Source organism: Bradyrhizobium sp. WSM2254, from assembly GCF_000472645.1.
GTDB lineage: Bacteria > Pseudomonadota > Alphaproteobacteria > Rhizobiales > Xanthobacteraceae > Bradyrhizobium > Bradyrhizobium niftali.
Map to the genome: position 1 here is coordinate 129,811 of NZ_AXAB01000028.1, position 15,980 is coordinate 145,790.

Below are 15,980 nucleotides of genomic sequence, written 5' to 3' on the forward strand. Positions count from 1 at the left end.
TCAGGTATCCAGCATGTCCCATTCGTCGCCGAGCACCCAGCGGATCGCCGACAGCTTACCGTTGAGCATCCCCCACTCGAAGTCATCCCAAGGCCCGATGTCGTCCGGTCCAAGCTCCTCCTCGGTCCGCTTAGCCGCAGCCAGAGCCCCTTCCCATATTGTGTCAAGGATCTGATCGGCTCTGTACTTGACCCGATCGTATTCCGCTTCAGGAACCACGCTAACGCGGCCCTCCTCGATTTCCACCCGGCGGTTCCAATGCCGATTGTACCAGATCTGCTTGAATAGCTTGTGCTCGGCTTCCACCAGCTCCGACAGTTTGCGGGGCTCCTGGCTATACTCACGATCGAAGGTGATCTCCTCGATCAGGTCGCTTGCAAACTCTCCCAGCAACGCACCCAGGTTGGTTGAGTAGCGAGAGCCAATCCCGTCGAACAGCGCCGCAAGGTCAGCATGCGGGAGGCGCGTATCGGCGCCCTTCTGGCTGAAATCGTGGATATTGTGGGTTACGAACGCGAAGACATCCTCCTCGCTGGTGCGACCGGCCAACGCATCGACATAGGTCTCGATGATCACGGCGTCGCCAATGCCGTTGATATGCCGATGGAAGGGAGCGATTTTCGCGATGGCTCGGTCCGCAGCGCGCGCTTTGATGCCCTCGCTGATTGGGACTGGTGCCGCCGTGGCAAAGAGCTTTTCGATAAGTCCGACAGCTTCGTTCACTGCCTCGCCGCCGGTTGCGATCCGGTGATCGACCTCGTTGATCTGCTTAAGCGCAGCCTCCCGACAATCTTCCGGAGCAAACTGCTCGAGCGCCTCCCGCACACGCTTGAAATGGCTGGATAGGCTGCGCCGGCTGTCCGCCATCACGCGGTCGCGGTTCCGGGCGAATTCGTCGACCACTATCTGCGGCAGGATAAGCGCGACTTCGCGCGCTTCGGTCATCGCGAACAGCGCATCGAGGAGTGGCAGATGCCGCGTGTCCTTGGTGAGATCGAGCCAGACCGATGTGTCGATCAACAGGTTCAGGGTCATTTGCACCAATCCGCTACGTGCGCCCCGGGACGAGATTCACCGCAGACCGAGGTTGTCCCCGGCGCGCGGATATGCGGTTCCCATCTCCGCCATTCTGACTCTTTGCTGAGCATCGTTTCCTCCTTTCCCGGCGGCTATCTTGATTTGTCCGTCTTGTTCGTCCGTGGCGTTCCACTCCAAAGACTCGACAATGGCGCCGCCGCCAGTCTGTCGCCAAACGGCACGACGTCCGCGCTGTCGTAAAGGACGACGCCAAAGGCAAAGCGGTCTCCGCAAGCCTCGGCCAAGGCCCGCAGGCCGCCGAAATCACCGGCTTTGACCGTCGCGCTCGCCTTGACCTCGATGCCTGCGATCATCCCGTCATCGCGTTCCAGCACGATGTCCACCTCGCGCCCGTCCCGATCCCGAAAATGGTGCGGCGTCAGCCGCAGGTCCGAGGCCGTCATCAGCTTCAGAACCTCCGCGAACACGAAGCTTTCGAGCAGCGCGCCGAACGTGCCGCGATCCGCCTTGACCCTGTCGAAGGAAAGACCGCGCACAGTCGCTAGCAGGCCGGAATCGAGGAAGTGCAGCTTCGGCGTCTTCACGATGCGCTTCAGCGCATTGGTGAACCACGGCTGTACCGTCGCGATCAGGAACACCTGCTCAAGCAGCCCGACATAACGCTGCCCTGTCTTGTGGCTGACGTTGATGCCGGCGCCGAACTGCGAATAGTTGACCAACTGGCCGGAGTGCTCGGCCAGCAGCCTTACGAATTTCGGAAATTCCGTCAGCTTCTCGACATCAGCCACATCCCGCAGATCGCGCGTCAGGACCGATGTGAGATAGGATCTCGCCCAGTCCTGCCGCCGGCGCTCGCTGTCGCGGCTGATCGCTTCGGGGAAACCGCCGAGCAGGACAATCCGGACAAGATCGTCGCCCAGGATTGCCTCCCGGTGGCTCAAGAGCTTTCCTGCGAAGAGATGCTCCAGGAAAGTCGGCGTCCGGCCTTCGATCTCAGCCCTCGCGAGCGGCAGCATCTGGATGGTCTCCATCCGGCCGGCCAGGCTGTCGGCGACCCGCGGCAAAGTCAGGACATTCGCCGAGCCGGTCAGCAGGAAGCGACCCGGCCGATAGTCCTCGTCGATGGTCTTCTTGATCGCCAGCAGCAGGTCAGGGGCGCGCTGGATTTCGTCGATGATGGCCCGGTCGAGGCCGCGGATGAAGCCGGCGGGATCGGACTGGGCGGCCTCGAGGACCGTTTGATCGTCGAGCGTGATATAGGTCCGCCCGGCTTCTCCCATTTTTCGGACAAGCGTGGTCTTGCCGGCACGGCGCGGGCCTACGATCAGGACCACTGGCGTATCAGAAAGGGCTTCCTCCGCCCGCCGCTCCACAAACCGCTCGAACATGCCATCTCCGAATCCGGAAGATTGGAACTATCGGGTCCGGCTGATTGGGAGTCAAGGCACCGCTAATTGGAAGTGTTCAGGCCGCGATCTGGAAGGCCTGGAGGGGAAAGCCTTCCCCCTGGTCGGCGCCGCGGTCGCCGACGCACCCCCTTCTGCGGGGGAGATCCCCGCATCGCCCCCTTTTAGAGTGAGAGGATGGCTCGGCTTCGCCGTGACGGGTTGAAGGTTGGAGGAGAGGCCTCCGGCGCCCGTCATGGAGACTAGCCATGACCCATGTGGAGATTCTGGACGCCGCTCGCGACCGCGCTGGCGGCTACAAGGTGGATGTGACCCGCGGCGAGCGGATCGGCCGCGTGTCCTCCGAATGGTTTTCGAGGCCCGCCGACGAGCGCTACCTTTCCTTGTCCGACCTATATGCCGCCGTGCATGGACGGACCGAGCGTAGCCGCACCCGAACCGTTGAGAGCGCGGCGATCCGGGTAGAGGCGAGCCGCGACGATGCAGAGCGCCTGGCGCTGATGCTGCCCGGCTCGGATGGGCCGATCGCGCCGACCCATTGGAGCTTCGGTCAGCTCGCCGGCCTGGTCGGGGCGCCGGCCGCCTATTTACGCCAGCTTCCCGCGCCGCTGGCCGGTATCAACCTGCAATACGGCTTGACGTCCCATCGCGCCGAGCAGGTGAACACTTTGGAGATTGAAGACGGCCGCATTGAGCTGCGCGCCGTCACCGGACCCGACTATGGCCGCATCTACGACCACGAGTTGGTCGCCGCCGTGCAGCGGATCGCCGGCAACGGCACGGGTGACACGCGCTGGAAGGTGCCCGGCGTGCTGGACTGGTCGACCGGCGTCTACAACCCCCATGTCGACGTCACCCAAGACACGACAACACTCTATGCCTCCGACCGGGACGTCTTCCTCTTCCTGGTCGACGATCGAAGCGCCGTTCGGGCCGGCTTGGAGTCGTTTTTGGCGCGAGCCGTCGGGCGGCGCTAACACCGGTGCTGGGCCAGAAGCCTTGCTCAGTTTACCCTGGCAATAGGCCCGCCGCGCGATAGCTCTCGATGAGCGAGTCAAAGAGCGAGATGTTCGAGCGACTCCGCGCAACGATTTGAGCGCCCGCGACGGCAGCATAAATGGCGCGAGCCCTTGCCTCACTCTCCTTGGGCTTGACCACCTCCGCGGCGGCCAGTTGCTTGCTTAGCCAAGCGACATTGACGTCAGCAAAAGCCTGAACCTCCTTCAACACCGCTTCGGGAAGTTCGTCATATTCGGTTGCCATAAAACTGCTGAGGCAGATGCGATTGTCGCGCTCAAGCGACGCTCGGAAAATGTCCGGATAACGGCGTAAGGCGGCGATCGGGCTTTGAGCCGCAGCCGAGATCGCGTCCAGGTCGCGGACGATATCTTCCCAATAACGCTTCGCAACGGCCTCGCCGAGCGCGGCCTTGTTGGCGAAATAGTAGTTTATGCTGGCGGCCTTGATGCCCACGGTCTGCGCCAGATCGCGGAAGTTTATGCCGCCATAGCCGTAGGCCATCGCCGCTTCCCGCGCTGCCGTCAGGATCGCTTCCTTCGCATTCTCTTTCATCGTTCTCGCCATATTCGAAAGGTACCTACCATATGACAGATAGGGGTTGACGGGGCAAGTTTTGAGTCGTAATTGTTTACCTGTCATCTGACAGGCAGGTGACTTGCCAGCACAAAGCGAGACTCGCCATGACCGACAAGCTCAAGCTCTTCACCTCCCCCTCGGCCTTTCCCAATCCGCAGCGTTTGCGCATCTTCATGCACGAGAAAGGCATCGCCGATCGGTTCGATGAAATGATCTACGACATGTCGCCGGTCGGCGAGCAGCGCGGCTGGAAACATCTCAAGATGAACCCGTGGGGCGAGACCCCGACCTTGGCGCTCGCGGACGGTTCCTTCCTCAGCGAGACCTCCGCAATTGCGCGTTACCTCGACGACACTTTCGACGGTCGAAAGATCATGGGTGCGACGGCTCACGAGCGGGGCCTCGACCAGATGTGGGACAACCGGGTGTGGGTGCACATCCTCTATCCCATCGTCACCGCCTTCCATGTGCTGCACCAAGGTCTCGGGCCGAAGCTGGAACTGACCAGCAATCCTGCGTGGGGCGAGCATTCCCGCAAGGTGGCGCTGACTCACGCGGCGCTTGTCGATCGCCATCTAGCCGATGGCCGCGAGTGGTTGCTGGGCGGCGAGGCGCCGACGTTCGCGGATATCACGATGGCGACCGCGATCGCGTTCTCGAAGTTTCCGGTGAACGCCACGCCGCTTGATGAGCGCTTCGAGCACATCGATGCCTTCTGGCAGCGCTGGCAGCGCCGGCCGGCCTTTCTGGCCGCCTACGCCGACCGGAACAGTGGTGTGCCCGAGCTCGATAACCGGGACTGAACGCTCATCCCCCTCGACCCATGCTCAATCCGAAACTCAATCTGAAGGAGGCCGCAATGCCGTTCGCACGTATCGATCTGATCCAAGGGAAAACCCCCGAATACCGCGCCGCCGTGGCCGACATTGTCTACAGGGGCATAATCGATGTCCTCAAGGCGCCCGACGGTGATCGCTTCGTGGTTGTCGGTGAGCACACCGCCGACAACCTGATCTATGATCCCAAATTTCTCGGGTTCAGTCGGTCCGCCGACTTCATGCTGATCCAGGTGACCAGCACTGTCGGAAACCAAAGAGACACGAAGTTCGCCTTCTACCGGTTCGTCGCCGACGAGTTGAAAACCAAGCTGGCCGTCCGTCCAGACGACATCATGATCAACATGGTCTTTGTAGACAAAGAGGACTGGTCGTTTGGCGACGGCCAGCCCTGGTGATCGGCTGAATCTGAACTGTAACGGTGAAGACGGAGGCAGAGCCTCCTTCGTTCCATCAGGCGGCTCGCATTTCCCCCGTCGTGGCGAATGCGGGCCGCTTAGCAGGCTGAGTTTTCCCAGAAGCTTCACGGTCTCATCGCGCGCGCCGATTGTCGAATTCGTGTTTCGAATCGACTGTCAGGTCGACAGTGTCGTTGGGATCCGCCGTCGTCGTATGGACCATGCCCGGCGACGAAACTCGGCTAGTCGCAGTGGGAAGAGGCGTCGCACCACCGATGTAGCGGGCGGTGCGCCCACATTCCCACGACCATTCCGTGCCGCAGCCTCGCTTCGCGGCGACCGTGTTCGGCTCTGCGAGCCGAACCGAGTTCTTGCACAGCCTGTCCCGCAACGCACCTGAACTAATGCGGGCACGGCACCATCTCGGCCGCTTGGTGACAGGAGGCCACGGACGACCACCCTCTGGTTTGGAGGCGCTGAGCCTGCCGCCATCCGGCGCTTCGCCCACGATCTGCCCATCGCCTCGGCCGTCATTTCCCCTTCTGCCGAAACGCCGCGACGAACGCGTCCATGACTGCAGCGAGCGCCGATCCTGCGGGCCCCGGGGCACGCAGCATCCACACGGCCCAGGGCGGCGGCGCGTGGGCGTCGAGCACCGTCACGAGACCGCCGGAGGCGAGGAGCGCCGCCGTGCCCTCCGAGCCAGCCTGCGCGATCCCGGTCCCGAGCGCCGTTGCTGTGCGCGCGGCGTCCGATCCGTCCACGATGAGTGCGAAGTCGGGTTGGAGGAGACGGCGCGTGCCGCCTGGCGCACGGAACAGCCAGGGCACCATGCGGCCCGTCGCCGGAAAACGCACGCCGATCAGCCGATGCTGTACGAGGTCGTCGGGCGTCTGTGGCACGCCATGGCTGGCGAGGTAGGCGGGCGCGGCGAGGGTGACGAGCGGCAACGGTGCGAGGCGCCGGGCGAGAAGGCTGGCGTCGGCGATCCGGGGTGCGATCCGCACCGCGAGATCCCAGCGGCCGCCACCGAGGTCGGCGAAGTGGTCGTCGAGGGCAAGCTCTACGCGCAGAGCCGGATGACGCTCCAGAAGCGATGCCAGGGCTTGCAGCAGCGTCGGGGCGAGCGAGGCGGCGGCGGTTATGCGCACCGTGCCCGCGACCCCGACCGGTGAGCCGAGACGGCTGGCGGCCGCCGCGAGCGCGAGCGCCGGGCCTCGGACTTCGGCGAGGAAGCGCTCCCCCTCCGGCGTGAGGGAGAGTGTACGGGTCGAGCGACGGAACAGGCGCGCACCGTGCGCGGCCTCGAAGCGGCTCACGAGCCGAGCGACGGCGGCCGAGGTCACGCCGAGCAGGCGTGCAGCCCCAGCGAAGGAGCCGGCTTCGGCAACGCGAAGAACGACGACGGCGGCGCGCAGAGTGTCCATGCCGCATTCGATACATTTAGTTGCTTCAGCCGCAACACTGTTTGTTCTGCCCCGCGTGACCCCGCGCCCCCACGTTGAGGGTATTGGAAGCGGGAGAGCGATGATGCGCATCGGGATCGTTGGTATCGGGGCAGTGGGGCGGACCCTGGGGACCATCTGGGCGCGTGCGGGTCACGAGGTGGCCTTCGGCTCCCGCGACCCGGCTCGGGCGGCGGATGCGGTGATGGGACTCGCTGGTGCGCATGCGACGACGCAGGAACAGGCTGCGGCGTTCGGCGAGGTTGTGTTGTGGACGCCGCGCGGCGTGATGCCCGCCGACCCGGACATGCTCGCCGGGACGATCGTACTCGACCCGAACAACCGTGAACCCGGTCCCGTTGGCGGTTACGCCTCACCGCGTCCCGAGGGACCAAGCTTCGCCGAGCAGCTCCAGGCGGCCGCGCCCCGGGCTCGCGTGGTGAAAGCGTTCAACACCGTGGTGATGCGGTTGCTGAGGGAGGATCCCGAGCGGCTGCGGGCGTCGGGGGCTCAGGTGTTCCTCGCCGGCGACGACGTGGAGGCGAAGGCGGTGGCTGCCGCACTGGCGGCGGAGACCGGGCTGGACGCGGTGGATCTCGGGGGCCTGGAAGCCGCGTGGATGGTGGAGGCGATGGCCGACGCGTTCCGCCAGGCCATGGCGACGAGCCCTGCGGGGTGGCGCCAGGCGGTGGTGTTCGCAGACCTTGCAGGTAGGGCAGGCTGACGAATGTACGACCACGTCATCTGGCCTGAGCAGTTCCACCCCAAGATCCCGGCGATCTACGGACTGAACGATATCGACGTCGAGGCGCCCTCGCACAGATGGTCGGCCGCAGAAATCCCGGCCTCCTGTACCGCTACCATCAGGAGTGGGTGCAAACCCTGGGCCGCGCGGCGGCGGCGGACCACCGCGCCCAGGCCTAACCATTATTCCCGTCGAAGCGCTCGCGCGCCGACTCTCTTATTCAAATGAAAGGACACCCGTCATGAGCAATCCCGCATCCGAGCAAGCACGTCCTCCGGCACCCTTGTTCGACCTCACCGGCCAGCGCGTCGTCGTCGTCGGTGGCAAAAAGGCGATCGGCCTCGGGGTCGCACAGTCCGCCCACGCCATGGGCGCGGCCGTCACGGTCGCCAGCCGCCGCAACGTCTCGGCCGAGGAGCGGCCGGACTTGGCCGCGTTTGACCAGGTCGTTCTGGACATCCGCGACGAGGCGGCCGTGCAGGCCTCGTTCGAGGCCGTCGGCCCCTTCGACCACCTCGTCGTCACTGCCGGACCGGAACTGGGGTCCTGGGGATCGTTCATGGACCCCGACATGCGCGGCGTCCGCAGCTACTTGGAAAGCAAGTTTCTGGGCACCTGGGCCTGCGCCCGCCATGCCGCCCCGTACCTGCGGGCCGGCGGTTCGATGACCTTTCTCACGGGCGGTACGGGGGCCCGGGCGAAGCTCGGCCTGGCCGCGGTCACGTCGACGTTTGCGGCCGTCGAATCCCTCTCGCAGTCGCTCGCCCTGGAGCTCGCACCGATCCGCGTCAATACGATCCGGCCCGGATTTATCGATACCGACTTCTGGGACGTCCTGACCCCGGCAACCGTGGAGGACATCCGGGCCAAGGTCCGCGCGAACTTCCCCGCCCGGCGGCTCGGGACGGCCGCCGATGTCGGGCACGCCGCCGTCTTCCTCATGACCAACCCCTATGTCACCGGCACGGTGCTCGAGGTCTCCGGCGGCGAGTTGCTGGTCGACTGGATCTTCTGACTTTGATTTTGCGAAGACGGCGGGTGCTCTGTCACCACCGACGGCAATTCCGAGCAACACATGGAGTGAATGATGAAGCGTTTTGAAGACAAGGTCGTCATCGTCACCGGGGCGGGGACGGGTATCGGGGCGGCCACGGCGAGGCGGTTCCTGCGCGAAGGTGCAACGGTCGTGCTGAACGGCCGCCGCGAACAAAAGCTGCGCGACACGATCGCGGGCATCGGTGCGGCCAAATCGCTCATCCACGCCGGGGACGTGTCGGACGAGGCGTACATCAAGCGGCTCGTCGAAGACACGGTCGCCCGCTTCGGCCGGCTCGACGTGCTGGTCAACAACGCCGGGTTCGCGATCTTCGGCCCGTTTGCCGAGCTGACCACCGCCGACTGGCGGCGTCAGCTGGCGACCGACCTGGACGGCGTCTACTTCGGTACCCGCGAGGCGCTGCCGCATCTTCTGAAAACCAGGGGCTCGATCGTCAACGTGTCGTCCGCCTCGGGCCTCGGCGGCGACTGGGGCGGGAGCGGGTACAATGCGGCCAAGGGTGCTGTTTCGAACCTGACGCGATCGCTTGCCCTGGAGTACGCCGCCCGCGGCGTCCGGGTGAACGCCGTTGCCCCCAGCCTGACTAGCACCGACGCGACGGCAGAGTTGGAGAAGAGTGAGGCCGCCATGTCGGCTTTCCGCGGGCGCCTGCCGATGGGCCGACCGGCCACGCCGGATGAGGTAGCGGCCGTGATCGCGTTCCTGGCCAGTGACGACGCCAGCTTCGTCAACGGCGTGATCCTCCCGGTTGACGGCGGCCTGGCCGCGTCCAACGGCCAGCCGAACTTTCTCGAGTTGTTTGGGCAGGGCTGAAGTGCCCGCTTGGGTTCGCCACCGGCTGGTGGGAATCAGGACCCAAGCGGGACCCGAGCCAAAGAGGCGGCCAACGCAGGCTGATTCTATCCTTGGTCAGAACAAACGGGAGTCGCCGCCTGCGCGCTTGCACCGTACGACAGTTCGACAAACCCTCGGCGCTGCCACGTATCCCGGGAATGGAGAACGGCGCGAGTGCGCCCGCAAATATTCTATCTCATTGAGAGATGGCATGGCGCGCCCGACACGATTCGAACGTGTGACCTCCACCTTCGGAGGGTGGCGCTTTATCCAGCTGAGCTACGGGCGCATCTCACATTGCCTAGTCCCACCGACCTTCGCAGGTCAACGCACCGGACAATTCAACTCTCAAAACCTCAACAACCTCGCTGGATTGCTACGCCCGAGTCTGCTGTGCCTTTCCGGAAGCTGCTTACGCGGTGCTTACGCGGAAAAATACCGGCCTTGGGTGGTCTGCTGAGGCTAACCTAACAACCTGACTCTACGCGGCTTTCCTTCTCATACTCAAAACACAGCACCCTTGACATCAGCCTTCGGAGGGCAGTGCCTACGCATCTTGCGGCGCTCAACCCACCTTAAATGGCCACCTCAAGCGAATGTCGGTATCGGTAGTCGAGCGAAGGTCAGGTCGTTGTCTTAGCAGGACAATCAGTCAACGAATAAGTAGATCGAAGGTCCAGGACTTTTGCTATGCGCCGATCCGATCGATCCATTTGCGAAGCAATGGCACCGGGAAACCCTCGCCGTAGCCTTCGGCAACGGTCTTCTTTTCGTGTCCAAGCAACGCCCACCGATAGTCTTGCGGGCAGCCAGCAGCGCGCAGGCGATCCTGAGCTCGTTGACCTCCGAAAGACGCGTCCCCTTCCCTAAAGTTTTGCTTCCCCGCTTACCGAAACGAATACGGCGGCCTCTATTCTCGGGTAGCATCCCGGCTGCGTCAAAGCGGCTGAACAGGTTTCTGGACAATTGTGGAATCGACGATCCCGATAAGGTCGTCCATTCCTTGCGCCATCGACTTCATCCCGACAAAAGTGTACCTGCAATTTCGTTCTTCAAATTCTTCATTGATTTCGAACGCCTCCGACAGGCGCATGCCTGTCGATGCCAGGACCAGAAAAAGGAGCTGATCCTCTTCGTCCAGTTCGCCAAGCCCAGCGTGGCAAAGCTTCATGTCGGCTTCCGATAGAGGAAGCCGAGCATCTTCGTCATCGTTCTTCGGTACAATCCGCGAGAATGGGTTGAATTGCAGCTTGGTCTCGTCAATTGCGAGGTTCACGGCGGCGTTCAACCACCCGATCTTCTTGATGATCGGGCCAGATGGTGGATCAGGTCCGCGAACAGCGGGCTATCTATCTGCTCGACAATACCCGCATGTCGATCGACGCCGTAGCCGAGGCTTTGGGCTTTGCAGAAACAGCAAGCTTTTCGCGCGCGTTCAAGCGATGGAAGGGAACGCCGCCGCAGCGCTTCCGCAGCCGGGGAACGGCGTAATCGGCCCGACCGCCAACTGACCAGACTGAGCGTAGTTTTTCAGGCGCGTATAAAGAGCTGCCTGTATGCCATAAGGCGACGGACACCGCTGAAGCTTTCTGTCAGAGCGTTGATCCGATGATGCGGCAAACGCTCGTTTGTCCAGCAGACGATGCCATCGCCAGTCTTGCGTGGCCATTCACGAAAATTTTGGGACGAGCGCGGTAGCCGCTTCTTGGATCGTGCGCCAGACCGCCTCTATGTCGCTCGCCTCGGTGAATATCGTGCCGATAGAGACACGAACCATCCAATGCCCGGCCGCAGTAGCGGGCGTGACATAAGCTTGGCCTGAGGCGTTCACCGCAAGCGCCCATGCGCGCGTGAAGTCATCGAGACGATGCGGAGGCACAGACCTCGGGCGATACACAATACATACGGTTTGCAGAACGACGGGTGCGACGACTTCCCACCCCGGTGTTGCTTCGACTTTCGACCGAAGATCTTGCGCCAGGCTAATGTCTCGTCGCAACCTGGCCTGCAACCCGGAAACGCCCTGTTCCCGTATGGCGAACCACAGTTTCAACGCCCTGAATCTCCGTCCGAGCGGAATACCGGTGTTACGCAGATTGCGCACCTTCTCGTCGGCCTGAGATTGGAGGAAGCTCGGATCGGCAGACATCACCCTGAGAAGATGAGGTTCGTCCCGAACGAAATAGAGCGAACAATCGAATGGGACGCCGAGCCATTTGTGCGCATTGATCACGACACTGTCTGCGCCCTCGATGCCTTCCCACATCCACCGTAGCTCGGGCAAGATCATCGCATTCCCGGCCATGGCAGCGTCGATGTGGAGCCACAAACCGTGCTTTCGCGCTATGGCAGCGATCTCAGAGACTGGATCAATGGACACGGTAGCGGTCCCGCCCACTGCCGCGACGATCGCGCATGGCTTGAGCCCGGCGTGAATGTCCGCGGTTATCGTATCTTCGAGCGCCTCTGGACGCATCGCGAAATTGCCGTCGATATCGACCATGCGGACATTCTCACGGCCGAAGCCCGCCAGCAGCGCCGCCTTTTCGACGGAAGAATGAGCGCTTGCCGATGTGTAGATCGTCAATGGCTTGAGTTCCGCTTGCAGACCCTGGCGGACGAGCGAAAAGTTCGTCGTCTTTTCCCGGGCACATAGCAGAGCAACCAAGGTGCTTGTCGACGCAGTGTCGTTGATCACGCCAAACCAGGCCGACGACAAGCCAACCATCTGCCTGAACCAGTCGACCGTGACCTCCTCAATCTCGGTCACCGCGGGCGATGACTGCCAGGACAGGCCCAGCACCCCAAGTCCGCTGCACACCAAGTCACCAAGGATACCGGAGCCAAGTGAATTGGAAGGAAAGTAGCCAAAGAACCGTGGGTGTTGCCAATGCGAGATGTTGGGGAGAACCACTGAATCGAGATCAGCGATGATCTCATCGAACCCCTCAGCCTCTACCGGCGGGGAAGCCGGAAGCATCGCCTTAACGTCACCCGGCTGTGTCGCAGGTTGGACCGGATAGTCGGATATTTTCGCATGATAGTCCGCCAGCCAATCGATGATTTCGCGGCCTCGTTTTCGGAATTCCTCGGGCGTCATCTAGACCTCTATGGTTGTTCACTCCGGCCGGGTGTCCCAAGCGGAGCCCGGGCTGCAAATCATGATCTGCGCTTCTCGACCAGAACCTTCCGGAAATCGCCTCGAGATACGATGGAGACAGAGTGCCTCCCCTTTTATCGCGCGAAATGATCATGGCTCGCCTCCTTCGCACATTTTTGGGTTGCTTCGCGACGAGTTGCAAACAGCTCCGCAGCTCCAGCCGATCAATTCATGCGGAGCGCCTAGCGGAGGGCGCTTCGTACGTGTGTCGCGGCTCTGAATATTGGCTCTGACGCAATCTTGGTGCAGCTCCTTTCATTCCGCGCCGATTAACCGGGCTTGGAGCAGATCGATCTTCGTGATGGGACGAGCTTCAGAAAAGGGCGGTTCTCATCTCAGGAGCGCTCTCCCGAGACGGTGGCGATGAAGGCGCGAAGGTCGGCCAACATCAGCCCCGGCTCCTCCAAAGCAGCGAAATGGCCGCCTCTCGGCATGTCAGTCCAGTGAACGATGTTATAGGTCTTCTCCACGAATGAGCGCGGCGTGGGTAGAAACACGGGATCAGGGAATGCCGCGACACCCATCGGTGCTCGCACATGCGTCCCAGGTGGAAACCATTCTGATCCTTCAAGCCGCTTGCCGTGATAAATCCACGTTGCGGTGACGACAGACGATGGCGCGACATAGAGCATGATGTTTGTGAGCAGTTCCTCTTCGGAAAATTTGCTCCAGATGTCTGGGCTGCCGTCGGCAAGCTTGGGCAGGTCCGCCCATTTGCCAAATTTTTCGAGTATCCACCCGGCCGCGCCCACGGGACTGTCGGACAGCGCCACGCCCAGGGTCTGCGGGCGTGTCTCCTGCTCATGATTATAGCCGGTTTCCCAATCAAGAATTTTGGCCCGACGGGCTATCAAATCCCTCTCCTCGACCGATGTCGCCGCCGCGTCCTTGGGAAAGACGCTGACCATGTTGATGTGAAAGCCGATCAGCGCGTCAGGTCGCTCGTGGGCCATCCAGCTCGCGATATGGGCCCCCCAGTCACCACCTTGGACAACATAGCGGGTTGGTCCGAATAGCTCAGCCATCAGCTGGTGCATGAGGTTAGCGGCCCGACGCGGGCCAATTACCCCAGTAATCGGCGTCGAGAATGCAAAGCCGGGAAGGGAAGGGACGATTACATCATGTCCGTCCGACGAAAGTGGTTCGAGCAGCTGTTCGAACTCCAGGTAAGAGCCAGGCCACCCGTGGAGAAGTAGAACGGGCGGCTTCGAACCGTCACCCCGCTTGTGCAGGTAGTGAATTCGCTCGCCCTGGATGTCGGTCGTGAAGTTCGGCAAGCGGTTTAGGCGGCGCTCGACGTCACGCCAGTCGAAATCGTTCTGCCAATAGGCGACGAGCCGCCTTAGATCGCCGATCCCTACACCTGCGGACCATCCGCCGGCATCTGGAAGTTGATTCCAATCGTAGCCTGCAAGCTTGGTCCCGATAACAGCCAGCCTCTCATCGGGTATGTTGATGGTGTAGGGGGCGACCATGACGTTCTCCCGATCGTAGGTGTTTAGCGCGAAGTTCCCGACATGGAATCGCTCCGGCTCAAATCGTTGACAACATTACGACCGCATAACGGAGCCGGGCACGGCTCGTTCCGTTACTTTCTCGCTACGCTCAGGCAGCGCTGGGAGCTCGGTGCTCATTGAGTTGGGCATCACCACGAACGCGACGCATCATCTGTCCCGTTGCACACAGGCAGGATCAGCCAGCATTGGAGCAATGTGCCGGGGTTAATGTTGGAAGTCGATAGGGGTCAATATTCGGCCCTGACTGATGCAGTTTGGAGAATGTCTGGCGCTTTGATTGGAGGAGAATCAGCGCCATGCAGCAGGCACTCCACCGCTCCAGTTTGGTGCCGCGTGGGTTTGTTGTAGAGAGTGCTTACTACGAGGGTGATAAGGCAATCGTCGTAGTTCGGGCGTCCGGGAGCGTCGGCCTCTGTCCCTCTTGCGGAACGGTCTCCCGACGTGTCCATAGCCGCTACCGGCGCCGTGTGACCGATCTGCCGCTCTCGGGTCGGATCGTCCAGCTCCTGGTAATCGCCCGCCGTTTTCGCTGCGATGCGGTTCTGTGCGGGCGTCAGATCTTCACCGAGCGCTTCGGCGAAGGCCTCCTGCCACCATCGGCGCGCCGCACGGCGAGACTGGAGTCCATCGTTCACCACCTTGGCTTGGCGCTTGGGGGACGACCGGCAGCAAGCTTCGCAAAGCGGCTGATGCTGCCGGTGAGCAAAGATACCCTTCTTCGGGTGGTTCGGCACCGTAGCCGTCCCCCAGCTGACCCGCTTAGGGTCATCGGCATTGATGACTGGGCCTGGCGGCGCAATCACCGCTACGCCAGCATCATCTGCAACCTGGAAAGGCGCCGGGTAGTCACCCTGCTGCCGGATCGTGAACCAGCGACTGCTCAAGCCTGGCTCTCGGCTCATCCCACGATCTCGATCATCGCTCGCGATCGTGGCGGGGGATATGGCGAAGCAGCAGCAAAAGGCCCTGCCACACGCAGTGCAGGTCGCCGACCGTTGGCATCTGACGGAGAACGCCAGTCGGGCCTTCCTTGATGCCGTCCGCAAATCCATGCGCCAGATACGCATCGTCATCGGTGCGACCACGATCGATTCCAAGCTACTCACCGCCGCTGAGCGCCTCCAGTATGAGGGCTATCTACGCCGCGAGGAGACCAACGCGGCCATCTTGGCTCTGTCGAAGAACGGCATACCTATCAAGCAGATCGTGCGTCAGACCGGCCACAGCAGGAAGCTGGTGCGACAGGTGGTCCGCGGCGAACGTCACGACGTGTTCCGAACCCGGCAAAGTTCGTTGGATGTGCACTTGCCATGGCTGGACGAGCAGTGGGCGTCTGGCTGCCGCAATGGGGCTGAACTTTGGCGCCGTTTGAAAGGGCGTGGCTTCCGAGGCTCGCTCCGTGTCATCAGCGAATGGGCAACCCGCAGATGACGAGCGGAAAGGGCCGACACCCAAAATCTTCAGAGGATTCCGCCGGCCAGAACGATCGCTCGCCTCATGATAATCGGACGGGACCTGCTCACCAAAGCGGAGACCGTCACGGTCGCGGCGATCGAAGGCGGCGTGCCAACCTTGGTCGAGGCACGCGAGATCATCGCCGAATTCCACCTGATGATCCGGCGCAAAGCCGACGCGGGCCTCGCTCCATGGATCGAGCGTGCCCGCGCCAGTCTCGTGTTATTCGGCCTGCAATATTGACCCCCTAAGCCGGGGGATCGGCGTCCAAAATTGACCCCCTATAGGTTGGTCTGTTGCGCTGCCTGCTTCGTAACAAAGCAGGTGGTGGAGGATGCTGGTCGTGGAGACGATTGCGCGGATTCGGCGCGAGCACTTCATCAAGGGCAAGACGATCAAGGAGATCGCACGTGACCTGAAGGTGTCACGGAACACGGTCCGGAAGGTTCTGAGGTCGGGAGAGACCTCCTTCGAGTATGAGCGGCAAGTGCAG

The 15,980-nt window shown here is 62.3% G+C and carries 14 protein-coding genes, 1 tRNA gene and 2 pseudogenes; 9 read left to right on the forward strand and 8 right to left on the reverse strand.

Annotated features, from left to right (window positions below; translation table 11 throughout):
• Entirely contained in the window at nt 1-1,035 is a 1,035-nt protein-coding gene (locus tag A3M7_RS0121505; protein WP_027545733.1) for a PIN domain-containing protein, read from the reverse strand.
• 134 nt (nt 1,036-1,169) lie between these two features.
• Nucleotides 1,170-2,426: an ATP-binding protein gene (locus A3M7_RS0121510; protein WP_027545734.1), complete on the reverse strand. Its 1,257-nt coding sequence runs from the start codon at nt 2,424-2,426 to the stop codon at nt 1,170-1,172.
• A 266-nt stretch (nt 2,427-2,692) separates the two neighbouring features.
• Here A3M7_RS0121510 and A3M7_RS44810 point away from each other — a divergent pair.
• Nucleotides 2,693-3,382: pseudogene (locus A3M7_RS44810) on the forward strand (DUF932 domain-containing protein); the annotation flags it as partial.
• 70 nt (nt 3,383-3,452) lie between these two features.
• On the opposite strand, the gene A3M7_RS0121520 reads toward A3M7_RS44810, so the two are convergent.
• A complete protein-coding gene (locus tag A3M7_RS0121520; protein ID WP_049823616.1) occupies nt 3,453-4,016 on the reverse strand; it encodes a TetR/AcrR family transcriptional regulator in 564 nt (187 codons plus the stop codon).
• Nucleotides 4,017-4,144: 128 nt separating this feature from the next.
• On the opposite strand from A3M7_RS0121520, the gene A3M7_RS0121525 reads away from it, so the two are divergent.
• Together A3M7_RS0121525 and A3M7_RS0121530 are read left to right on the forward strand one after the other, a co-directional pair.
• Nucleotides 4,145-4,843: a glutathione S-transferase family protein gene (locus A3M7_RS0121525; protein WP_027545736.1), complete on the forward strand. Its 699-nt coding sequence runs from the start codon at nt 4,145-4,147 to the stop codon at nt 4,841-4,843.
• 56 nt (nt 4,844-4,899) lie between these two features.
• Nucleotides 4,900-5,274 carry a tautomerase family protein gene (locus A3M7_RS0121530; protein ID WP_027545737.1) on the forward strand — a complete coding sequence of 125 codons (375 nt, stop codon included), beginning with the start codon at nt 4,900-4,902 and terminating at the stop codon, nt 5,272-5,274.
• Between the two features lie 530 nt (nt 5,275-5,804).
• Here the strand turns inward: A3M7_RS0121530 and A3M7_RS48770 are convergent.
• Nucleotides 5,805-6,701, reverse strand: a complete 897-nt coding sequence (locus A3M7_RS48770; protein ID WP_049823617.1) for a LysR family transcriptional regulator — start codon at nt 6,699-6,701, stop codon at nt 5,805-5,807.
• Between the two features lie 103 nt (nt 6,702-6,804).
• Between A3M7_RS48770 and A3M7_RS44820 the strand changes: the two genes are divergently transcribed.
• The 3 genes from A3M7_RS44820 to A3M7_RS0121550 all read left to right on the forward strand — a co-directional run bounded on the left by A3M7_RS44820 (nt 6,805) and on the right by A3M7_RS0121550 (nt 9,334).
• On the forward strand, nt 6,805-7,443 hold the full coding sequence (locus A3M7_RS44820) for an NADPH-dependent F420 reductase (RefSeq protein ID WP_198033793.1): 639 nt from the start codon (nt 6,805-6,807) through the stop codon (nt 7,441-7,443).
• A 262-nt stretch (nt 7,444-7,705) separates the two neighbouring features.
• Nucleotides 7,706-8,479, forward strand: a complete 774-nt coding sequence (locus tag A3M7_RS0121545; RefSeq protein WP_049823619.1) for an SDR family oxidoreductase — start codon at nt 7,706-7,708, stop codon at nt 8,477-8,479.
• A 72-nt stretch (nt 8,480-8,551) separates the two neighbouring features.
• Entirely contained in the window at nt 8,552-9,334 is a 783-nt protein-coding gene (locus A3M7_RS0121550; protein WP_027545739.1) for an SDR family NAD(P)-dependent oxidoreductase, read from the forward strand.
• 233 nt (nt 9,335-9,567) lie between these two features.
• Here A3M7_RS0121550 and A3M7_RS0121555 read toward each other — a convergent pair.
• A tRNA-Arg gene (locus A3M7_RS0121555) sits at nt 9,568-9,644 on the reverse strand.
• Between the two features lie 648 nt (nt 9,645-10,292).
• A complete protein-coding gene (locus A3M7_RS0121560; protein WP_027545740.1) occupies nt 10,293-10,643 on the reverse strand; it encodes a hypothetical protein in 351 nt (116 codons plus the stop codon).
• Between the two features lie 29 nt (nt 10,644-10,672).
• On the opposite strand from A3M7_RS0121560, the gene A3M7_RS46975 reads away from it, so the two are divergent.
• Nucleotides 10,673-10,846: an AraC family transcriptional regulator gene (locus A3M7_RS46975; protein ID WP_084302359.1), complete on the forward strand. Its 174-nt coding sequence runs from the start codon at nt 10,673-10,675 to the stop codon at nt 10,844-10,846.
• 178 nt (nt 10,847-11,024) lie between these two features.
• Here A3M7_RS46975 and A3M7_RS0121570 read toward each other — a convergent pair whose 3' ends face one another.
• Complete coding sequence (locus tag A3M7_RS0121570; RefSeq protein ID WP_027545741.1) at nt 11,025-12,455, reverse strand: aminotransferase class V-fold PLP-dependent enzyme; 1,431 nt, start codon at nt 12,453-12,455, stop codon at nt 11,025-11,027.
• A gap of 395 nt (nt 12,456-12,850) precedes the next feature.
• A complete protein-coding gene (locus tag A3M7_RS0121575) occupies nt 12,851-13,990 on the reverse strand; it encodes an epoxide hydrolase family protein (RefSeq protein WP_027545742.1) in 1,140 nt (379 codons plus the stop codon).
• A 338-nt stretch (nt 13,991-14,328) separates the two neighbouring features.
• Between A3M7_RS0121575 and A3M7_RS0121580 the strand changes: the two are divergent.
• Together A3M7_RS0121580 and A3M7_RS48775 are read left to right on the forward strand one after the other, a co-directional pair.
• A pseudogene (locus tag A3M7_RS0121580) lies at nt 14,329-15,709 on the forward strand (ISL3 family transposase); the annotation flags it as partial.
• 112 nt (nt 15,710-15,821) lie between these two features.
• Nucleotides 15,822-15,980: helix-turn-helix domain-containing protein (locus A3M7_RS48775; RefSeq protein ID WP_198033736.1), on the forward strand; the 159-nt coding region annotated here is incomplete at its 3' end.